This window comes from Kitasatospora sp. NPDC034023 (assembly GCF_055575795.1).
Genome location: NZ_JBVIRY010000019.1, coordinates 128,079 through 143,406, shown reverse-complemented (window position 1 = coordinate 143,406; position 15,328 = coordinate 128,079). Strand labels below are relative to the sequence as shown.

19 protein-coding genes are annotated in these 15,328 nt (G+C 73.5%); 9 read left to right on the top strand and 10 right to left on the bottom strand.

Going from position 1 to position 15,328, the window contains the following annotated elements; genetic code table 11:
• The first annotated feature begins 165 nt into the window (after positions 1-165).
• Positions 166-1,200, top strand: coding sequence for a LacI family DNA-binding transcriptional regulator (locus ACZ52R_RS24910; RefSeq protein ID WP_465754167.1), 1,035 nt, complete (start codon positions 166-168; stop codon positions 1,198-1,200).
• A 78-nt stretch (positions 1,201-1,278) separates the two neighbouring features.
• Here the strand turns inward: ACZ52R_RS24910 and ACZ52R_RS24905 are convergent, their stop codons facing one another.
• From ACZ52R_RS24905 to ACZ52R_RS24895, 3 genes are all read right to left on the bottom strand, one after another.
• Positions 1,279-2,316: a sphingomyelin phosphodiesterase gene (locus tag ACZ52R_RS24905; protein WP_465618728.1), complete on the bottom strand. Its 1,038-nt coding sequence runs from the start codon at positions 2,314-2,316 to the stop codon at positions 1,279-1,281.
• 249 nt (positions 2,317-2,565) lie between these two features.
• Complete coding sequence (locus ACZ52R_RS24900) at positions 2,566-3,084, bottom strand: GNAT family N-acetyltransferase (protein WP_360507303.1); 519 nt, start codon at positions 3,082-3,084, stop codon at positions 2,566-2,568.
• 355 nt (positions 3,085-3,439) lie between these two features.
• Entirely contained in the window at positions 3,440-3,901 is a 462-nt protein-coding gene (locus tag ACZ52R_RS24895; RefSeq protein WP_465754166.1) for a molybdopterin-dependent oxidoreductase, read from the bottom strand.
• A gap of 272 nt (positions 3,902-4,173) precedes the next feature.
• Between ACZ52R_RS24895 and ACZ52R_RS24890 the strand changes: the two genes are divergently transcribed.
• A complete protein-coding gene (locus ACZ52R_RS24890; protein WP_465754165.1) occupies positions 4,174-4,539 on the top strand; it encodes a YciI family protein in 366 nt (121 codons plus the stop codon).
• A 190-nt stretch (positions 4,540-4,729) separates the two neighbouring features.
• Positions 4,730-5,947 (top strand): RNA polymerase sigma factor, encoded by a 1,218-nt coding sequence (locus tag ACZ52R_RS24885; RefSeq protein ID WP_465754164.1) that lies wholly within the window; start codon positions 4,730-4,732, stop codon positions 5,945-5,947.
• Here the strand turns inward: ACZ52R_RS24885 and ACZ52R_RS24880 are convergent.
• Positions 5,944-6,411 carry a MarR family winged helix-turn-helix transcriptional regulator gene (locus tag ACZ52R_RS24880; RefSeq protein ID WP_465618798.1) on the bottom strand — a complete coding sequence of 156 codons (468 nt, stop codon included), beginning with the start codon at positions 6,409-6,411 and terminating at the stop codon, positions 5,944-5,946. The two genes, ACZ52R_RS24885 and ACZ52R_RS24880, sit on opposite strands and share 4 nt — an antisense overlap.
• A 126-nt stretch (positions 6,412-6,537) precedes the next feature.
• On the opposite strand from ACZ52R_RS24880, the gene ACZ52R_RS24875 reads away from it, so the two are divergent.
• Complete coding sequence (locus tag ACZ52R_RS24875; RefSeq protein ID WP_465618722.1) at positions 6,538-7,320, top strand: dioxygenase family protein; 783 nt, start codon at positions 6,538-6,540, stop codon at positions 7,318-7,320.
• 34 nt (positions 7,321-7,354) lie between these two features.
• On the opposite strand, the gene ACZ52R_RS24870 is transcribed toward ACZ52R_RS24875, so the two are convergent.
• The 5 genes from ACZ52R_RS24870 to ACZ52R_RS24850 all read right to left on the bottom strand — a co-directional run bounded on the left by ACZ52R_RS24870 (position 7,355) and on the right by ACZ52R_RS24850 (position 9,927).
• Positions 7,355-8,002, bottom strand: coding sequence for an NAD(P)-dependent oxidoreductase (locus ACZ52R_RS24870; protein ID WP_465754163.1), 648 nt, complete (start codon positions 8,000-8,002; stop codon positions 7,355-7,357).
• A 237-nt stretch (positions 8,003-8,239) separates the two neighbouring features.
• Positions 8,240-8,626: a VOC family protein gene (locus ACZ52R_RS24865; RefSeq protein ID WP_465618718.1), complete on the bottom strand. Its 387-nt coding sequence runs from the start codon at positions 8,624-8,626 to the stop codon at positions 8,240-8,242.
• Positions 8,627-8,631: 5 nt separating this feature from the next.
• Positions 8,632-9,183 (bottom strand): GNAT family N-acetyltransferase, encoded by a 552-nt coding sequence (locus ACZ52R_RS24860; protein WP_360508042.1) that lies wholly within the window; start codon positions 9,181-9,183, stop codon positions 8,632-8,634.
• Positions 9,180-9,641, bottom strand: coding sequence for a group II truncated hemoglobin (locus ACZ52R_RS24855; protein WP_465618716.1), 462 nt, complete (start codon positions 9,639-9,641; stop codon positions 9,180-9,182). The genes ACZ52R_RS24860 and ACZ52R_RS24855 overlap by 4 nt, the downstream gene beginning before the upstream one ends.
• Positions 9,642-9,684: 43 nt before the next feature.
• A complete protein-coding gene (locus ACZ52R_RS24850; protein ID WP_465754162.1) occupies positions 9,685-9,927 on the bottom strand; it encodes a hypothetical protein in 243 nt (80 codons plus the stop codon).
• A 75-nt stretch (positions 9,928-10,002) separates the two neighbouring features.
• Here ACZ52R_RS24850 and ACZ52R_RS24845 point away from each other — a divergent pair, with 75 nt between their 5' ends.
• From ACZ52R_RS24845 to ACZ52R_RS24835, 3 genes are read left to right on the top strand one after another with little or no spacing between them, the layout of a single operon-like run.
• Complete coding sequence (locus ACZ52R_RS24845; RefSeq protein ID WP_465618712.1) at positions 10,003-10,767, top strand: SDR family NAD(P)-dependent oxidoreductase; 765 nt, start codon at positions 10,003-10,005, stop codon at positions 10,765-10,767.
• A gap of 47 nt (positions 10,768-10,814) precedes the next feature.
• The gene (locus tag ACZ52R_RS24840; RefSeq protein ID WP_465618796.1) at positions 10,815-11,213 is read left to right on the top strand and encodes a MerR family transcriptional regulator; all 399 of its coding nucleotides are present in this window, start codon (positions 10,815-10,817) and stop codon (positions 11,211-11,213) included.
• A gap of 51 nt (positions 11,214-11,264) precedes the next feature.
• Positions 11,265-12,800, top strand: coding sequence for an AMP-binding protein (locus tag ACZ52R_RS24835; RefSeq protein ID WP_465618710.1), 1,536 nt, complete (start codon positions 11,265-11,267; stop codon positions 12,798-12,800).
• Positions 12,801-12,876: 76 nt separating this feature from the next.
• Here ACZ52R_RS24835 and ACZ52R_RS24830 read toward each other — a convergent pair whose 3' ends face one another.
• A complete protein-coding gene (locus ACZ52R_RS24830; RefSeq protein WP_465618708.1) occupies positions 12,877-13,659 on the bottom strand; it encodes a helix-turn-helix transcriptional regulator in 783 nt (260 codons plus the stop codon).
• Between the two features lie 147 nt (positions 13,660-13,806).
• On the opposite strand from ACZ52R_RS24830, the gene ACZ52R_RS24825 reads away from it, so the two are divergent.
• Positions 13,807-14,622, top strand: coding sequence for a TIGR03084 family metal-binding protein (locus ACZ52R_RS24825; RefSeq protein ID WP_360508025.1), 816 nt, complete (start codon positions 13,807-13,809; stop codon positions 14,620-14,622).
• Between the two features lie 49 nt (positions 14,623-14,671).
• Positions 14,672-15,286: a hypothetical protein gene (locus tag ACZ52R_RS24820; protein ID WP_465754161.1), complete on the top strand. Its 615-nt coding sequence runs from the start codon at positions 14,672-14,674 to the stop codon at positions 15,284-15,286.
• The last annotated feature ends 42 nt before the right edge of the window (positions 15,287-15,328 follow it).

The following is a 15,328-nucleotide window of genomic DNA, read 5'->3' as shown; positions in this document are numbered from 1 at the left end:
ACCGGGGCTGCTCACGGCCGGGGCTGCTCACGGCCGGGGGTGCTCACGGCCGGGGGTTCTCACAGCCGGGACAGTGACGGCCGGGCCGACTTCGGCAAGCCGATCGGGGACCGCCGGACCCACGGGAAACCGGCTGGTCGGAGGCGGTGTGTAGGCTCAACGGTCATGGCAAGGGTGACACGGGACGATGTGGCGCGGGCAGCGGGGACGTCCACGGCGGTCGTGAGTTATGTGATCAACGACGGGCCGCGGCCGGTGGCGCCGGCGACCCGGGCGCGGGTGCTCGCGGCGGTCGAGGAGCTCGGCTACCGGCCCAACCGGGTCGCCCAGGCGATGGCGCGGCGGCGGACCAACCTGCTCGGGATGGTCGTGCCGGACGCCCGGCAGCCGTTCTTCGCCGGGCTCGCGCACGCCGTCGAACAGGCCGCCGCCGAGCACGGCCGGCTGCTGCTGATCGGCAACTCCGACTACGCCGACGAGCGGGAGGCGCACTACATCCGGGCCTTCCTCGGGATGCAGGTGGACGGCCTGATCCTGGTCACCCAGGACCCGGCCACCCCCGGGCTGACCGGCTTCGACGTGGCCGACGGCACCCCGGTCGTGCTGCTGCACCACCGTGCGGAGAGCGCCGACGGCGTCGCCGTGGTCGCGGACGACGAGGGCGGCGCCCGCGAGGTGGTCCGCCACCTACTCGGGCACGGGCACGCCGAGGTGCACTGCTTCGGCGGCACCCGCGCGCTCAGCCCGCACGACCCGGTCACCGGGCGGACGGCCGGCTGGGTCGCCGCCATGGAGGACGCCGGGCTGCCCACCGAGGGGCGGCTCACCCCGGCGCCGTTCGACCGCGTCCGGGCGCACGCCGAGGCGCTCGCCCTGCTGGCCCGCCCCGACCGGCCGTCCGCCGTGTTCTGCGCGACGGACGACCAGGCGATCGGCCTGCTGCGGGCCGCCGACGACCTGGGGATCCGGGTGCCGGAGGACCTCGCGGTGGCCGGCTTCGACGACATCGCCGAGGCGGTGATCGCCGGGCCCGCGCTGACCACCGTCACCACCGCGCAGGACGAGATGGCCCGCACCGCGCTGGAGCTCGTCCTCGGCGGGGCCGAGCGCCGCGCCACCGGCGCCCGGACCTTCCCGGCCCGACTGGTGGTGCGGCGCTCCTGCGGCTGCCCGGCACCGGACCGGGCGGCCCTGGACTGACCGCTGCTCGACCTCGCCGGGCGTCGGTTCAGCACCGCGCGTCAGTTCAGCACCGCGCGTCGGTTCGGCCGCCGGGCGTCAGTTCAGCTGGAAGGTGGCCTCGACCGGGTAGTGGTCGCTGGGCGCGTTGGTGTCGAGCTGCCCCGGCGCCCAGCCCGCCTGCGGGTCGAAGTCGACCTTCACGGTCGACATCCCGGTCGGCACCGGGCGGCCCGGGGCGTTGAGGTAGCCGATGTAGTCGAGGTCGTCCCGGTAGTCCTTGGGGAAGGTCTCGACGCCGGACATGTACTGGCACCAGGCGGAGACCGAGCAGTCCATGGTGGTCAGGTTCTGGCCCGGGTCGGTGGCCGGAGTGCCGAGCACGCCGTTCACCGCGTTCTGGGCGTTGGTGTAGTCGCCGCGGCCCTGGCCGTGGACGTACTCGACGTTGAGGTCGCCGCCGATCAGCACCGGCGCGCCGCTGCCGACGATCCCGTCCACCCAGGCGCGGATCTCGGAGAGCTGGCCGAGCCGGGTGGACTGGGTGGTGTCGGTGGAGACGTCCGACTCGTCGGCCTGGAGGTGGGTGCCGACCACCCAGGCGGCGCTGCCGTTCTTGGTCACCTTGACCAGCGCCGCGCCCTTGTTGGCGTGGTAGTCCCAGGTCCCGTACGTCGAGTTGGCGAAGACGTGGGCGTACTGGGCGGCGATCGGGTACTTGGAGAGGATCATCGTGCCGCCGTTGATGACGAACCACGAGTTGGAGCAGTTGCCGCTGATGCCCGTCCAGCCGCCGCCGGAGCAGGTGCCGCCGACCACCGGGGTGCGGTACGGGTAGAGGTCGGCGAGCTTGGCGTTGATGTCGGCGGTCGAGCTGTTGTTGAACTGCTCGTCCAGGATGACGACATCGGCGTTGTGCTGACGGACGATCTGCTCGATCACCGGCGTGCGACGGGCGGCCTGCTCGTTCTGGGTGCTGTCGACGACGGCGGTGCCGAGGTCGACGTTGAAGGCGAAGACGGACAGCGTGGTGGGGCTCGCCGGGGTGCCGGCGGTGGCGGCCGGGGCGGTGCCGCCGACCAGCAGTGCGGCGGCGGCCGCCGAGGTGAGGGCGGTGGCCGTGCGACGCGAGAGCATGGGCGTTCTCCTGGGGATTCGTCTACCCTGCGGGGCCCGGCGCCGGGGTGGCCGGCGGTCGGGGACTGGCGGACGAACGCTAGCTACCGATCGGTACGTCGGGAAGAACGCCAGGAGATCAGTTCCGGCCGATCATGTGGCCGCGAGATGTCTGTACAGGTCTGGGCGGGTAGGCGACAAGATGTCTGTACACCCTTGCACCGCCCACGCGCCGCCACGCGCCGCCCGCCGGGCCCGCGCGAACCGCCGTCAGCCGTCGAGCAGTTCGTCCGCGAGCAGATCCATCAGCAGGTTGTCGTGCCAGGTGCCGTCCGAACCGCGCTCGTACTGGCGCATGGTGCCGACCGTACGGAAGCCGACCTTGGTGTAGCAGCGGATCGCGGCGAGGTTGTCCGCGGCCGGGTCGATCACCAGCCGGTGGTAGTGGTGGTCGTGCACCAGGTACCGGGCCATGGTGCGCACCGCGTCCGTCCCCAGACCCAGGCCGTGCACCGTCGGATCGAGGTAGAGGTCCATCCCGGCGTGCCGGTACTCGTCGTCGTTGTTGGCGTACCACTGGATGGCGCCGACCACCTGGCCGCCCAGGTCGATCGCGAACGTCTCCGTGTCGGGTGATTCCAGGTCGTTGGCGACCTCGGCGGGCAGGTCGTCACCGCCCCGCCAGCGGGCGAACACCTCCGGCGTGCCGCGGATGGCCGCCAGGGCCGGGATGTCGTCGGTGGTGGCCGGTCGCAGCGTGACCAGGGCGCCGTGCAGAATCGTCCCCATATGGGGCATGTTGGCACGGAAACCCGGCTCCGGCGAGTGCTTTTACCGCATTGCCCGGACCCCCGCGACCAGGGATGATGCTGCGCCGTGACCCACCTCGTCCTCGGTCTGTCGGGCATCCTCGGCTACGCCGCCGTGGTCATGATCCGAAAGAACTGGGCCCGGAGCTGGGCACAGGCCGAGTTCGACGCGCCCGCGTACGGCATGCGGAACGTCGCGGCCGCCCCGGCGCAGGCCCCCCGGATGACGGGCGGCTGCCGATGCTGCGGCACCTGCTCGCCCACTACGCGGGCAAGGCCGGGCCGTACCGCATCGCGCCGGAGCAGTTCCGGGGTGCGACGTGCACTGCGGCGCGTTACGCGGTGGGGTGCGCCGGGTCGCCGAGGGGGCCGAGCCAGACGGTGGTGACGGCACTGACGTAGCGGGCACCGCAGTGGTCGTCCGGGACGACCAGCTGCGGACCGACGGCGTCCAGCGGCGCGCCGTCCATGCTGGTGGCCAGCAGGATCCGCCGGCCGCCGAAGTCCGGGTCGATCTCGGCCCAGGAGACCACCGCCCGGTGGCCGTCGGCGCCGACCACGGAGAGCAGGAAGCGCAGCCGCTGCTTGCGGCCGGAGAAGTCGATCCGGGGCCGGGCCTCGCGCAGTACGTCCAGCAGTGCCGGGCCCTCGTAGCCGTGCCGCTGCTCGCCCTCGGTCCGGCAGTCGAAGCTGACCACGACCCGGTGGGCGGGGAGGGCGCGCAGTTGGTCGACGGTCAGCTCGGCGGGCCGCTCGAGATGGCCGTGCAGCCGGACGGTGGGTCTCGCCGGGGTCATGGTGCTCCCTCTTCCCGGGCCGCTGCGCCGCGGCCCGGGAAGAGGACTACCCGAGGGACCGCTCGGACATTCGCAGCTGCCAGGCTGAAGACGGATATTCATCGCAATTGCGATGACGAATCTGCTGTTCCGATCGAATCTGCACTGCGGCCGACCCTCGGGCTCGGAACCTGCGGAAAATTTTTCGTGGCGGGTGTCGATCCGGCGCCGGCCCGTTCGACGCAGGGGTGAGAGGCGGGGAGAGGCCCCGCCCGACCGACCGAGGAGTCACCATGCCGCGCTTCATGACACTGATCCGGATCGACGAGCAGGCCCGCGCCGACTGGGAGCCGGACCCGAGCTTCGAGCACCGGATGGGGGCCCTGTTCGAGGAGATCACCAAGGCCGGGGTGATGCTGGAGACCGCCGGGCTGACCCCGACCTCCCAGGGCACCCGGGTGACCTGGAACGACGGGAAGGTCGGCTACACCGACGGGCCGTTCACCGAGACCAAGGAGGTCGTCGGCGGCTACGCCATCCTGCAGTGCAAGGACCAGGCCGAAGCCCTGGAGTGGACCCGGCGCTTCCTGCAGACCCACCCGGCGGGGTGGAGCGTCGAGGCGGAGGTCCGGCAGATCGAGGAAATGCCCCAGCCGTAACGGTGAGTGCGTTTGCCTCCCCCGCCGTCGGCTGCTCTGATGGGTCGCCGTGACGGAGAGGGCTGCGAGAAACGGCACTGCGACGAACGGCACTGCGACGAACGGCACTACGCCGGGCGGCACTACGACGAACGGCACTACGCCGGACGGCGCTGCGCCAGCCAGGACCGCGGCGGCGGCCGTCGAGACGGTGTTCCGGATCGAGTCCGCGCGGATCATCGCCGGGGTGGCCCGGATCGTCCGGGACGTGGGCATCGCCGAGGAGCTGGCGCAGGACGCGCTGGTGGCCGCGCTGGAGCGGTGGCCGCAGGAGGGCGTCCCGGACAATCCGGGCGCCTGGCTGACGGCCACCGCCAAGCACCGGGCGATCGACCTGGTCCGCCGCCGGGAGGTCTACGCCCGCAAACTCGCCGAGGTGGGGCGGTCGGCGGAGGACGTGGCGCCCCCGGAGCCGGTCGAGCCGGACGACATCGACGACGACCTGCTGCGGCTGATCTTCACCGCCTGCCACCCGGTCCTGTCGGCGGAGGCGCGGATCGCCCTCACCCTCCGACTGCTCGGCGGGCTGACCACCCCGGAGATCGCCCGCGCCTTCCTGGTGCCCGAGCCGACGGTGGCGCAGCGGATCGTCCGGGCGAAGCGGGCGCTGGCGAAGGCGGCGGTGCCGTTCGAGGTGCCGTACGGGGAGGACCGGGCGCGGCGGCTGTCGTCGGTGCTGGAGGTCATCTATCTGATCTTCAACGAGGGGTACTCGGCGACGACGGGGGACGACCTGCTCCGCCCCCAGCTGTGTGAGGACGCGCTGCGGCTGGCCCGGGTGCTGGCCGCGCTGATGCCGGCCGAGCCGGAGGTGCACGGGCTGGCCGCGCTGCTGGAGTTCCAGGCCTCGCGCACGGCCGTCCGGACCGGCCCGGACGGCCGGCCGGTGCTGCTGGCGGACCAGAACCGGGCCCGCTGGGACGGGCTGCTGATCCGGCGCGGCTTCGACGCCCTGCAGCGGGCGGGTACCGGGCCGTACTCGGTGCAGGCCGCGATCGCCGCCTGCCACGCGAAGGCGCGGCGCTACGCGGACACCGACTGGGCGACCATCGCCACACTGTACGAGCGGCTGCTGGCGCTGTCGCCGTCCCCGGTGGTGGCGCTGAACCGGGCGGTGGCCGTCTCGATGGCCCGGGGTCCGGCCGCCGCACTGGAGTTGGTGGACGCGTTGGCGGCGGAGCCGGCGCTGCGCGGCTACCACCTGCTGCCGAGCGTGCGGGGCGATCTGCTGGCCCGGCTGGGGCGGGCGGACGAGGCCCGGGCGGAGTTCGAGCGGGCGGCGGAACTGACCCGCAACGAGCGGGAGCGGGAGCTGCTGCGGGAGCGGGCCGCGGGCCTCGGGGGGCCTTGGGTGCCCGAGGAAGACTAGGGGGTTTCGTCCAGGCGCAGCCGGGCGCTGACCTCGCCGAGACCCTCGGCGAGGACGGCCAGCTGGTCGCGGGTGAGCACGTCGATCAGCAGCTCGCGGACCAGGGCGACGTGCCCGGGCGCGGCCTGGCGCAGCATCTCCCGTCCCTGGTCGGTGAGTTCGGCGAAGACGCCGCGTACGTCGCTGGGACAGGAGCGGCGGGAGACCAGGCCCATCCGCTCCAGCTGGGTGACCTGGTAGGTCAGGCCGCTCTTGGAGGTGACCAGCTTGTCGGCGAGTTCGGTCATCCGCAGCGAGTCGCCGGGGGCGGCGGACAGGTGCACCAGGATCTCGTACTGCTGGTGCGAGAGGCCGGAGTCCTCCTTGAGCTGGCGCTCCAGCCGGCGGTTCAGCAGGTTGCTCGCGGTGACGAAGCCCCGCCAGGCGGCCATCTCGTCCGGGTCCAGCCAGCGGGGTTCGTTCAGTGAGGACATGGATGAAGCCTACTCCTGTTGTTCAAATTCGAACAAAGGTGTACCGTCGATCGGAGTAGACGTTCAAATTTGAACTACCATCGGACGAACGGTCCCACCGGTCCCGAGGAGGACGCCATGAGCACCGCGGCCCCCGAGCGCATGCCCGCTCTGTACCTGTCGCACGGCGCTCCGCCGCTGGCCGACGACCCGATCTGGCCGGGCGAGCTGGCCGCCTGGTCCGCCGACCTGCCCCGGCCCAAGGCCGTGCTGATGGTCTCCGCCCACTGGGAGGAGGCGCCGCTCGCCCTCGGCGCCGTCACCACCACACCGCTGGTCTACGACTTCTGGGGCTTCCCCGAGCACTACTACCGGGTCCGGTACGCCGCCCCCGGCGCGCCGGAGCTCGCCGAGCGCGTGCGCAAGCTGCTGCGCGCCCCCGGCACGCCCGTCCAGGACATCCCCGACCGCGGACTCGACCACGGCGCGTACGTCCCCCTGGTGGAGATGTACCCGGACGCCGACGTCCCGGTGCTCCAGGTCTCGCTGCCCACCCTCGACCCGCAGCGGCTGCTGGAGCTCGGCCGCAAGCTCGCCCCGCTGCGCGACGAGGGCGTGCTGATCGTCGGCAGCGGCTTCTTCACCCACAACCTGCGGGCACTCAGCAACGACGGCCGGGTCACCTCGGTGATGGCCGAGTTCGACGACTGGGGCCGGCGCGCCCTGGCCGCCCACGACCTGGACGCACTGCTCGACTTCGAGCACAAGGCCCCCGCCGGGCGGCTCGCCCACCCGCGCACCGAGCACTTCGCCCCGCTGTTCGTCACCCTCGGCGCCGGCGAGGCCGACCTGGACAGCCAGCGCAGCGTCATCGACGGGTTCTGGATGGGACTGGCCAAGCGCTCGATCCAGCTGGGCTGAACGGACTCGACGGATCACAGCGAGCAGCAACGGATCACAGCGAGCAGCAGGTGAAGCGCTCGCCGATGTGCTCGGGCTGCTCGATCTCGTCCACCAGGACGACCGCGTAGTCCGGCACCGAGATCCGGCTGCGCCCCTCGGCGTCGGTGAGCAGTTGCTCCAGGCCGGTGCGGTAGCGGCCGGTCCGCTCCCCCGGGCCGATCTCGGCGGCCGGGCTGAGCACCGTCCAACGGAGGTCGGAGACCGTCCGGTAGTAGTCCAGCGCCGCGCCGTGCGCGTGCATGATCTGCAGGACCGTCTCGGGCAGCCCCGGGGTGTCCCAGACCCGCACGCCCGGCGCGGTCTCCAGACTGCCCGCACCGCCGACCGCGATCAGCCGGGGCGCCGCGCCGTCGAGCCTGCGCAGGCCCTCGACCAGGGCGTGGGCGGCGGGCTCGATCAGCGCCAGGTGGCCCGGGCCGTCACCGCCGCCGACGGCGCTCACCAGGACGTCGCGGCCGGCCGCCACCCGGGCCACGTCCGCTGGGTCCAGCACGTCCCCGCGCTCCACGGCGGCGGCCCCGCCCCGGTAGCGGTCCGGATCCCGGACCACGGCGGTGACCTCGTGGCCACGTGCCGCCGCCTCCGCGACGACCGCACTGCCGATGCTGCCGTTGGCGCCGATCACGGCGATCCTGGCCATGGGGTACCTGCCTGGTGGCTCGGTGGGGGCTGTGTGTGCCGAAGGGCGTCGGACAGGGTCGATTATCGGGCGGATCCCCGGCGCCGGCCCGGGGCTTGGGCCTGTCGTGTGACGGCTTGGCGCAGCTGCGTTCGACGAGCGGCCGAAGGAACGGCCGAGAGAACGGAACGGCCGCCCGCGCACGTCCTCGTGGGACTGACGGGCGGCCATGGGCCAGTGGCCGGTACAGCCGGACGGCTACGCGTCCCCGGTGGCGGCGCGCTCGGCCTTGCTGCGCTCGACGCAGAACTCGTTGCCCTCGGGGTCGGCCAGGGTGAACCAGCCCTTGCCGTCCGGGGTGCGGCGGTCGGCCAGCACGGTGGCGCCCAGGGCGACCAGGCGTTCCACCTCCTCGTCCCGGCTGCGGTCCTGCGGCTGCAGGTCGAGGTGGACCCGGTTCTTCGCCGACTTCCCGTCGGGCACCCGGATGAACAGCAGCGAGGCGCCGGCCGAGTCCACCAGTGCCTCCTCGTCACCCGGGTTGTCGTCCTCGCCCAGGGTGCCGTCCAGTGCCTGCGCCCAGAACGTGGCCAGGGCGTGCGGGTCGGCGCAGTCGATCGTCACATGCCGTGCCAGAGAAGCCATGCGCCCTACTCTGAACTGCGTCGTCCGGATCCGTCCAGCCGTTTCCGGGAATGCCGGTGGCCGTCCCTCGGGTACGGCGGGAAGGCCGGGACGACCTCCGTGAACGCGTAGCCGCTCTTCTCCGCGACCCGGCACGAGGCGTGGTTGTCGCCCTCGTGCAGCAGGTCGATCCGACACAGGCCGTCCTCGGCGAAGGCGGCGAAGGCCCAGGCGGTGAGGGCCTCCACCGCGCGCGGGGCCACGCCCCGGCCGCGCGCCGGGCCCGCCGTCCAGTACCCCACCTCGGCCGTCTCCCCGCCCGGGGTGCCGCGCTTGAGCACGACGTTGCCGACCAGCTCGCCGGCGTCCAGGACGGCGAAGGCGTACCGGGTGCCGGCCGCGCGGCCCTCGTGCTGCGCGGCCAGCCAGTGCGCGGCCCCTTCGGCGCTGTCCACCGGGTTGCGGGTGAAGCGGCGCAGCGTCTCGTCCCGGTAGGCCTCGATCAGGGCCGGCGCGTCGGCGTCCTCGAAGGGGCGCAGCTGCAGGCCGTCGGCCGTCGGGTGCGCGGTGACGGTCATTTCTCCAGCCCCTCCCAGTTCCAGCGCGGGGTCGGGCCGGGCTCGCCGAGGTCGGTGCCGGCCGGGGAGGCGGAGACATCCTCGGCGATCTTCGTGCCCCAGTCGAAGTACTCCAGCACCCGGCGGCGCAGCAGTTCGTCGGCCGGCAGCTCCTGGCGGACGGCCTCGGCCATCAGCTCCATCCAGCGCAGCCGCTGTTCCTCGGTGATCTCCAGGCCCAGGTGGGCGTGCAGCAGGGCCTGGTGGCCGCCGAGCTCGTCGGTGAAGGCGGTCGGGCCGCCGAAGACCTCGGCCAGCCAGACGGCGACGTGCTCGATGTGGGTGGGGGTGAAGTCGGCGAAGACGGGCGCGAGCAGCGGGTCGGCGAGGACGCCCCGGTAAAAGGTGTGGCTGAGGCGGCGCAGGGCGTCGATGCCGCCGACGGCGTCGTAGAGGCTCTCGGGCCGTTGGTCGCTCATGGGTGTTCTCCCCGTAGGTGGTTGACCGTGCGTTGCGACCTTCCTAGCAGGCGGGCGGCGGCTCGGCAGGCGCTGCGGGCCCGTTGTTCGCGTCGGGCTCAGCAAGTGGAGGGCTCGGCTCCTGTCCCCCGGCCAGGGAGCGGGCGTACGCCTCCCGGACGTTCGGCGGGACAACGCCGCGCCGCACCACTGGCAGGCCGTGGGCGGCGGCCCGGACGGTCAGCGGGGTGTCCTCCTCGGCAGCGGGTGCGGGTACGGGTGCGGGCACGGTGTCGTGGTCGGTCATGCGCCGCATTCTGACGGTCGGCTCCGACACTCCCGCTTGACCCTGCCGCTGGCGGCAGGGTCGGAGGGTTGCCCCATGGACACTGTGAACGCAGCAGAGGGTCGGGGCGTGGTGGTCACCGGCGCCGGAACGGGGATCGGGCGGGAGACCGCGCGGGCCTTCGCGGCCGAAGGGGCGCGGGTGCTGGCGGTCGGGCGGCGGCCGGAGCCGCTGGCAGAGACGGCAGCCGCGTACCCGTCGCTGATCGAACCGCTGGCCGTCGACGTGACCGGGCCGGACGCGCCGGAGGCGATCGTCCGGGCGGCGCTGGAACGGTTCGGGCGGCTGGACGTACTGGTCAACAACGCGGGCATCACCGGCAGCGGCGGGCAGCTCGGCGGGTACACCCGGGACGGCGTCGAGGCGCTGCTGGCCACCAACCTGGTCGCCCCGGTGCTGCTCGGGCAGGCCGCGCTGCCGGCGTTGGCGCACAGCCGGGGCGTGGTGGTCAACGTCAGCACCGCCGTCGGGCAGCGCGGCTGGCCCTCCGGCTCGGTGTACGCGGCGAGCAAGGCCGCACTGGAGACGGTGACCCGCAGTTGGGCGGTGGAGCTGGCCCCGCGCGGGGTCCGGGTGGTGGCGGTGGCACCGGGGGCGATCGAGACGCCCATCGGCGAGCACGCGGGGCACGGCCCCGAGCGGCTGGCGGCGCTGCGGGCCTGGCAGCTCGCGCACACCCCGTTGGGCCGGATCGGCCACCCGGCGGAGGTGGCCTGGGCGATCGTGCAACTCGCCTCGCCGCAGGCCTCGTTCGTGACCGGCGTAGTGTTGTCCGTCGACGGGGGCGCGCTGGTGCAGTGACGACCGGTGAAGCGATGCCCGGTGCAGGGACGATGGGGGCCGTACGGGTGCGGATCGGCGAGCTGGCGCGGGCGACGGGCGCGACGGTCCGGGCGCTGCGGCACTACGAGCAGGCCGGGCTGATCGACTCCGAGCGCGAGCCGAACGGCTACCGCGACTACGCGGAGTCGGCGGCCGCCCGGGTGCGCAACATCCGCGCGCTGGTGGGTGCCGGGCTCACTCTGGACGACGTCCGGCCGCTGCTCGGCTGCCTGGACGGGGACGTGCTGGCGAACCGGCCGTCCGAGCGGGTGCTGGCGGTCGCCCGGGAGCGGCTGGCGGTGCTTGAGCGCCGGATCGCCGCCCAGACCGAGGCGCGGGACCGGCTGGCGGCGGCCCTGGCGGCCGCTCCCGAAGCGACCGGAGCGACCGCCCCGACGGCGACCGGAGGTGCTGCGGAAGGGTGACACCCCCGATCGGGGGTGTGCAGGGAGCAGGTGGGAGAGGACAGTAGGCGCATGCAGATTCCACTCTCCGTGATGGACTTCCTCGACCGGGCCGAGCTGGTCTACGGCGACCGGGTCGGCATCGTCGACGAGCCGGTGCAGCCTGCCGAATCCTGGGGCGAGCTGAGCTACCGCCGTGTCGCCGAACTCGCCCGGGCCCAGGCGGCCGGGCTGGACCGGCTGGGCGTCGGGCCCGGCGAGCGGGTCGCGGTCGTCTCGCACAACTCGGCGCGGCTGCTCACCTCCTTCTTCGGCGTGAGCGGGCACGGCCGGGTGCTGGTGCCGGTGAACTTCCGGCTGAAGGCCGAGGAGGTGTCGTACATCGTCGAGCAGAGCGGCGCCTCCGTCCTCCTGGTCGACCCCGAACTCGCCGACGCGCTGAGCGGGGTGGTGGCCAAGCACAAGTTCGTGATCGGCGCGGACAGCGACGCCCTGCTGTACGACTTCGACAACTCCCCCCGGCGGTACGCGGTCTCCGAGAACGACACCGCCACCATCAACTACACCAGCGGAACCACCGCCCGCCCCAAGGGCGTTCAGCTCACCCACCGCAACGTCTGGCTGAACGCGACGCTGATGGGCCTGCACTACGGCGCCAACGACCGGGACGTCTACCTGCACACCCTGCCGATGTTCCACGCCAACGGCTGGGGCCTGCCGTTCTCCCTTACCGGGCTCGGCGCCCGGCACATCGTGCTGCGCAAGGTGGACGGCGCGGAGATCCTGCGCCGGGTCGAGCGGCACGGGGTGACCTTCCTGTCCGGTGCGCCCGCCGTGGTCCAGATGGTGCTGGACGCGGCCGCCGACTGGGACGGCCCGGTGCCGGGCCGCGACCGGGTGCGGATGATCGTGGCCGGCGCCCCGCCGCCGACCTCGGTGGTCCAGCAGGTCGAGGAGCAGCTGGGCTGGGAGTTCATGCAGCTCTACGGCCTGACCGAGACCGCGCCGATCGTCACGGTGAACCGCTCGCGGGCCGAGTGGGACGCGCTGCCGGCGGCCGAGCGGGCCGAGAAGCTGGTGCAGGCCGGCGCCCCGGCGCTCGGCACCCAGCTGCGGGTCGACGGCCAGGGCGAGGTGCTCGTGCGCTCCAACACCGTGCTGGACGGCTACTGGCAGCAGCCGGAGGCGACCGCCGAGGCGCTGCGCGACGAGTGGTTCCACACCGGCGACGGCGGCACCCTCGTGGACGGCCAACTGACCATCTCGGACCGGAAGAAGGACGTCATCATCAGCGGCGGGGAGAACGTCTCCTCGATCGAGGTGGAGGACTGCCTGTACAGCCACCCGTCAGTCGCCGAGGCCGCGGTGATCGGGGTGCCGCACGAGAAGTGGGGCGAGACGGTGAAGGCGCTGGTGGTCCTCCGGGAGGGCCACGGGCCGGTCAGCGAAGCCGAGTTGATCGCGCACTGCAAGCAGCGGCTGGCCGGCTACAAGTCGCCCACCTCGGTGGAGTTCCGGGACGCGCTGCCGCGCACCGCCACCGGGAAGCTGCAGAAGTTCCGGCTGCGCGAGCCGTACTGGACCGGGCGGGAGCGCCAGGTCAACTGATCCGGCGGCTCACGTGATCCGGCGGCCCACCTGGTGCGGCGGCTCGGCGGCGGCTCGGCAGCGGCTTGGCAGCGACTCAGTGGACGAGGCCTGATTCCCTGGCCGCCAGGGCGAGTTCGGTCCGGTTGCGGACACCGAGCTTGTGCATCGCGGACTTGAGGTAGCCGGTCACGGTGTTGCAGGTCAGGCCCAGTCGGGCGGCGATCTCCGGGTTGGTCCGGCCGGTCGCCGCCCAGCGCAGCACCTCGTGCTCGCGCGGGGTCAACGGCCGCACGGGGGCGGCCGGCCGGGGCTTGGCGCGGCTCCAGGCGGCGGCCCCGGCGAGCGCCCGGGCGGCGGCCCGGGCCAAGGTGCCGACGGCGGAGATCCGGACGTCCCCGAACGGGACGACGGCGCGCACCGAGGCGTACACCACGCCGTGCACGGTGTCGCCGTCCATCAGCGGGACGGTCAGCATCGCGTACAGGTCCTCGGCGGCGACGGCCGGGTCGTACTGGTGCGAGATGGTCGTCGCCGCACGGTAGTCGGGCACCCAGGTGGGCGCGCGCTCGGCGAGCGCGCGTCCGCCGAGACCGAGCCCGGCCGGAACCGCCACGTTGTGCAGCAGGTCCGCCCGGGTGCCGGCCCAGTGGCGCAGCACCATGCCCTCGCCGCCCTTCCCACGCCCGGGCAGCGGCTCCGGCACCCCGACCAGCCCGACGTCCACGCCGCACTCCGCCACCACCCGCCGCGCGAGGTCGCCGAGCACGGCGTCCCGCACCAGCTCAGCGGCCCGCACGGCGACGTCGGGGTCGCCTTCGGGTCGCGCGGCGTCGTCGACGGGTCGCGCAGCGGCGAGGGAGTCCGCAGCCCTGGTCATCGCGGAATTGTCACACGCGGTACGGCCGGTGGCGAGAGTCCTGACGTGGGTGTTTCGTGGAGTGGCGGACGCCGTCGGCCCGCCGGGCATAGGGTGCGGGCGCAGGCTACCGACGGGTAGCAACTGCCGTGCCCCGGAGGGAAGACGATGACCGACCCGAACGCGGTCCTGCGCGGCCTGTTGGCCGACCTGCGGGCCGAGACCGCCGTCCTGGACGCGCTGGTGGCCGGACTGCCGGCCGAGGACTGGGCCCGGCCGACCCCCGCCGAAGGCTGGACGGTCGCACACCAGATCGCCCATCTGGCCTGGACCGACGGCTGGACCGCGCTGGCCGCCCGCGACCCGGAGGGCTTCACCGCCTCGCTCGGCGGCCGCTTCACCGAGCTCCTGGCCGCCGGGGCCGACCCCGTCGAGGAGGGTGCCCGGGAGGGCGCGGCCGCCGAGCCCGACGCCTTGCTCGACCGCTGGCGCACCGGCCGGGAGGAGGTGCAGGCCGCCCTGGCCGCCGCCCCCGCCGACGTCCGGCTGCCCTGGTTCGGCCCGCCGATGAAGCCCACCTCGATGGTCACCGCCCGGCTGATGGAGACCTGGGCGCACGGCCAGGACGTCGCGGACGCCCTCGGCGCGGCCCGGGAGCCCACCGACCGGCTGCGGCACATCGCCCATCTGGGCCTGCGCACCCTGGGCTTCGCCTTCGCCGCACACGGGCTACCCGCGCCGGAGGCCCCGGTCCGGCTCGAACTGACCGCCCCCGACGGGAGTTCGTGGCCCCTCGGACCGGCCGACGCCACGGACGTGGTCACCGGCCCCGCCCTGGACTTCTGCCTGCTGGTGACCCAGCGCCGCCACCGCGACGACCTGGCCCTGACCGCCACCGGCCCGGTCGCCACCGCCTGGCTGCCGATCGCCCAGACCTTCGCGGGGCCTCCCGGCAAGGGGCGGCAGCCGGCCTCCGGCGCCTGAACGGCCCCGGCCGTCAGGGGTATCGGGCCTTTCGGGGACAATGGCGGGCATGAACGACCTGCTCAGCCGCCTGCCCGACGTCCCTGCCCTGCGCGACCGCTGCCGCGGCCTCGCCATGCTCGACGCGATCCTCAGCCCGGACGACTGGGAGTCGCGGTACCACTCCTTCGACTCCCGTTGGGACGAGGGCGAGGAGCTGGCCTCGATGCGCAACGGCCAGGGCGACGACTGGTGCGTGATCTTCTCCCCCGTCGGCGCCTACGGGCGGGCCTTCGACCACGAGGCGCCCAACGCCCCGGAGCTGCTCGCGGCCGTGCCCGAGGAGTTCCGCCGCTTCGCCGAGGAGCCCGCCCTCGGAGACGAGGACGGGCCGACGGTCACCCGCTGCTTCTGGCGCGGCGAGGGCGACGACTCCTGGCGGGGTGCGGCGGCCGAGCGCGGCGCGGACCACCTGTTCGAGCTGCTCGCCAACGGGTCGGCCGAGGCCTACCGGGAGTGGGCCGAGGACTACTTCGAGCCGGAGCAGGCGCTGGACCTCACCGCGATCGGGCACGTCCTGGCGCTGCGCCCGCTCACCCCGGCCGTGGTGGCGGCGCTCAACGCGGAGACGGACCTGGACGAACTGGCCGAGGACCTCGCGGAGATCGGCTACCCGGCGGGCTGATGCATTCGGGGAGCCGATCCGTTCGGTGAACCGATCCGTTCG

Bases quoted from the DNA above. Each gene is read 5' to 3' on its own strand.
- ACZ52R_RS24910 (WP_465754167.1), top strand. From the start codon at position 166: ATGGCAAGGGTGACACGGGACGATGTGGCGCGGGCAGCGGGGACGTCC.
- ACZ52R_RS24905 (WP_465618728.1), bottom strand. From the start codon at position 2,316: ATGCTCTCGCGTCGCACGGCCACCGCCCTCACCTCGGCGGCCGCCGCC.
- ACZ52R_RS24900 (WP_360507303.1), bottom strand. From the start codon at position 3,084: ATGGGGACGATTCTGCACGGCGCCCTGGTCACGCTGCGACCGGCCACC.
- ACZ52R_RS24895 (WP_465754166.1), bottom strand. From the start codon at position 3,901: ATGACCCCGGCGAGACCCACCGTCCGGCTGCACGGCCATCTCGAGCGG.
- ACZ52R_RS24890 (WP_465754165.1), top strand. From the start codon at position 4,174: ATGCCGCGCTTCATGACACTGATCCGGATCGACGAGCAGGCCCGCGCC.
- ACZ52R_RS24875 (WP_465618722.1), top strand. From the start codon at position 6,538: ATGAGCACCGCGGCCCCCGAGCGCATGCCCGCTCTGTACCTGTCGCAC.
- ACZ52R_RS24870 (WP_465754163.1), bottom strand. From the start codon at position 8,002: ATGGCCAGGATCGCCGTGATCGGCGCCAACGGCAGCATCGGCAGTGCG.
- ACZ52R_RS24865 (WP_465618718.1), bottom strand. From the start codon at position 8,626: ATGGCTTCTCTGGCACGGCATGTGACGATCGACTGCGCCGACCCGCAC.
- ACZ52R_RS24860 (WP_360508042.1), bottom strand. From the start codon at position 9,183: ATGACCGTCACCGCGCACCCGACGGCCGACGGCCTGCAGCTGCGCCCC.
- ACZ52R_RS24855 (WP_465618716.1), bottom strand. From the start codon at position 9,641: ATGAGCGACCAACGGCCCGAGAGCCTCTACGACGCCGTCGGCGGCATC.
- ACZ52R_RS24850 (WP_465754162.1), bottom strand. From the start codon at position 9,927: ATGACCGACCACGACACCGTGCCCGCACCCGTACCCGCACCCGCTGCC.
- ACZ52R_RS24845 (WP_465618712.1), top strand. From the start codon at position 10,003: ATGGACACTGTGAACGCAGCAGAGGGTCGGGGCGTGGTGGTCACCGGC.
- ACZ52R_RS24835 (WP_465618710.1), top strand. From the start codon at position 11,265: ATGCAGATTCCACTCTCCGTGATGGACTTCCTCGACCGGGCCGAGCTG.
- ACZ52R_RS24830 (WP_465618708.1), bottom strand. From the start codon at position 13,659: ATGACCAGGGCTGCGGACTCCCTCGCCGCTGCGCGACCCGTCGACGAC.
- ACZ52R_RS24825 (WP_360508025.1), top strand. From the start codon at position 13,807: ATGACCGACCCGAACGCGGTCCTGCGCGGCCTGTTGGCCGACCTGCGG.
- ACZ52R_RS24820 (WP_465754161.1), top strand. From the start codon at position 14,672: ATGAACGACCTGCTCAGCCGCCTGCCCGACGTCCCTGCCCTGCGCGAC.